This window comes from Bacteroides mediterraneensis (assembly GCF_900128455.1).
Taxonomy (GTDB): domain Bacteria; phylum Bacteroidota; class Bacteroidia; order Bacteroidales; family Bacteroidaceae; genus Phocaeicola; species Phocaeicola mediterraneensis.
This window is the reverse complement of the sequence record NZ_LT635787.1, coordinates 1-2,602: the sequence shown is the minus strand read 5'-3', so window position 1 is coordinate 2,602 and position 2,602 is coordinate 1. Positions and strand designations below refer to the sequence as shown.

Genomic DNA, 2,602 nt, shown 5'->3' with positions numbered 1-2,602 from the left:
CGTAAGCATTCGGACAAATGCACCTTTTACACCTTGAGGTTTGATTGTAGCTTTGCGGCAGCGAATACAATCAAACCTCAATTATTATGAATAGACTGGAATTTGAAGAATTGGAATTACAGGTACAACAAAGCGGCCTGCCGTTGAAGTCGTACCTACAACAGATAGGTATAAGTTATTCAACCTATCATTACTGGCGTAGAAAATGTTCGGTTGACAGGAACAGTGTTAAACAGGAGCTGGTTCCCATCAGTCTTAAACAGTCAGTCATGGAATCGTCCCCTGAAGGACAAGTGCCGCATGGTGTGTCCGTTCTGTTTCCCAACGGTCTTCGTGCCCACTTCGGGAACGGGTCAGAAGAGATACTGATGGAGCTGTTCACCCAAAGTCTTCGAGGCGGCCATGTTTAACCTGAACGACACGATGCGCTACTTCCTGTGTCCTGGCAGGACAGATATGCGCAAGGGTATCAGTTCGCTGTGCGGAGTGGTACATGAGAAGATGAACAGCGAAGTGAAGAACGGGGATGTCTTCATCTTCATCGGTTCCAGCCGCAGGCTCATGAAACTGCTTCATGCAGAAGACGGAGGTATGGTGATGTATGTAAAACGCCTGGAGGCGGGCCGCTTCAAACTGCCGGAGTACGATCCCCAATCAAACAGCTATCCCATGGAATGGCGCGACCTGGTGATGATGGTCGAGGGCATTCAGGAAAATCCGCAGCAGAGGCTCCGGCGCCTGAGGGCAGAGCGCAAGGAATATCATGTATAATATGCTTCCGGAGTGAACAAAAGTGCGGATATTATTGTGTAATCCGCTTATATTTAGTATATTTACATAAACAAAACAGATGCGGACAATGGAAGAAAAGGATATACTGCTCAAGACGATAGAAGGGCTGAATGCCTCCATTGCTTCGTTGTCTGCCACTAATAAGGATCAGGCGGAACAGATTAAGAATCTGCAGGAACGAATCAAAGAGCTGACGGCTCAGATTGCATGGCTGAACCGCCAGCTCTTTGGGCGTAAGACAGAAAAGCTTCCCGTATATAATCCCGATATGCCCGACCTTTTTGCCGAAGAGTTTGCCGGACTCCGGCATCAGGCGGAAGAAAAGCGTGACGGGGCCGTGGAGCAGATAGAAAAGGAACTGGTGGAAGTCCGGAAGCAGAAGCGTCAGAACCGCAAAATGACAGAGGATCTGCCCATACTCGAAACCGAGGTTATAGAGCCGGCCGGTGTGGACCTGTCCTTATATCGTAGGATTGGCGAAGAGGTAACCAAAGTGGTCAAGCACAAACCGGGGATGCTCTATGTCAAGGAAATTATCCGTCCCAAATATGCGCTCAAGGACAGCACCCGGCTTCCTCCCGCAGGGCAGAAAGGCGTGGAGATTGCCCCCATGCCGCTGATGCCCGTCGACAAGTGCATCGCCGACACCAGCCTGCTTGCCGAGATACTGCTTCAGAAGTATGAATATCACGTCCCGTTCTACCGGCAGATACAGCAGTACCGGCATCTTGGGATGAAAGGCCTTACGGAAAGTACGCTGGACGGATGGTTCAAAAAAACGGTGGAGCTGCTCAGGCCTCTGTATGAGGAGCTCAAGAAGGAAGTCTTTTCCTGCGACTATGTACAGGCGGACGAAACCACTGTTCCGGTCATCAACAAGGAAAAGCACAGGGCCGACAAGGAATACCTGTGGATGGTAAGGTCGGTCATGAAGAAACTGGTCATCTTCCATTACGACCAGGGATCGCGTGCCGGAGCGGTCATCGAATCCCTGGCAAATCAATATCACTTCAAGGGTTATCTTCAATGCGACGGTTTTGCAGGCTATGAGACAGCCTTCAGAACCAACCCCGACGTGCGGCTGCTCAACTGCCTGGTGCATATCCGCCGTCATTTTGAACAGGCTCTGGATGAAAACCGGGAGATGGCCGAACATGGCCTGACCCAGATACAGCATATTTACCGGATTGAACACTGCTGCGATAAGGCGGGCCTGTCGTACGACGAGCGGAAGACGAAGCGCCGGGAACTGGCCGGACCTGTCATGAATACCATAAAAGTGTGGATGGAAACGGAAGGAATCAAGTACAGCCCCAATTCCCAGATCGGGAAAGCCATCACGTATGCCTATACCCGATGGGACAACATGATGGGATGTCTGGAGGACGGACGCCTGCTCTGGGATAACAATCTGGCTGAAAATGTCATCCGGCCGATTACTCTGGGACGGAAAAATTACCTCTTCTGCGGCAACCATGAGGCAGCGGCTAATATGTCGGTCATCTGTTCCCTGCTGGCCACCTGTAAGGCACATGATGTAAACCCAAGGGATTATCTGAATGATGTCATCGCCCGAATGCCCTATCACAAAAAGGCTACTCATGAGGAACTGCTGGAACTGCTTCCACATAAATGGAAGCTGCAACATCCGGAAAGTGCATTGACAAAACAAGAGGAGGAAGCCGGCAACCGGTGCTGACTGCAACATATAGGTTCAATAAAATAATAGCGACTGCAACTATTAGGTTTATAGTGACAGTCGCTATTGTTGTATATAAAGTTCAATACCTGTAGTTTAACAAATGCTTAC

At 49.9% G+C, this 2,602-nt stretch carries 3 protein-coding genes; all 3 read left to right on the top strand.

Annotation, left to right across the window (positions count from 1 at the left end):
- Positions 1–86: 86 nt before the first annotated feature.
- The 3 genes from tnpA to tnpC all read left to right on the top strand — a co-directional run bounded on the left by tnpA (position 87) and on the right by tnpC (position 2,491).
- The gene (gene tnpA / locus BQ7480_RS17330; protein ID WP_072542632.1) at positions 87–410 is read left to right on the top strand and encodes an IS66 family insertion sequence element accessory protein TnpA; all 324 of its coding nucleotides are present in this window, start codon (positions 87–89) and stop codon (positions 408–410) included.
- Entirely contained in the window at positions 403–771 is a 369-nt protein-coding gene (gene tnpB / locus BQ7480_RS17325) for an IS66 family insertion sequence element accessory protein TnpB (RefSeq protein WP_022233133.1), read from the top strand. Before tnpA ends, tnpB begins: the two co-directional genes overlap by 8 nt.
- An 88-nt stretch (positions 772–859) precedes the next feature.
- Complete coding sequence (gene tnpC / locus BQ7480_RS17320; protein WP_072543203.1) at positions 860–2,491, top strand: IS66 family transposase; 1,632 nt, start codon at positions 860–862, stop codon at positions 2,489–2,491.
- Positions 2,492–2,602 lie beyond the last annotated feature (111 nt).

Bases quoted from the DNA above. Each gene is read 5' to 3' on its own strand.
- tnpA (WP_072542632.1), top strand. From the start codon at position 87: ATGAATAGACTGGAATTTGAAGAATTGGAATTACAGGTACAACAAAGC.
- tnpB (WP_022233133.1), top strand. From the start codon at position 403: ATGTTTAACCTGAACGACACGATGCGCTACTTCCTGTGTCCTGGCAGG.
- tnpC (WP_072543203.1), top strand. From the start codon at position 860: ATGGAAGAAAAGGATATACTGCTCAAGACGATAGAAGGGCTGAATGCC.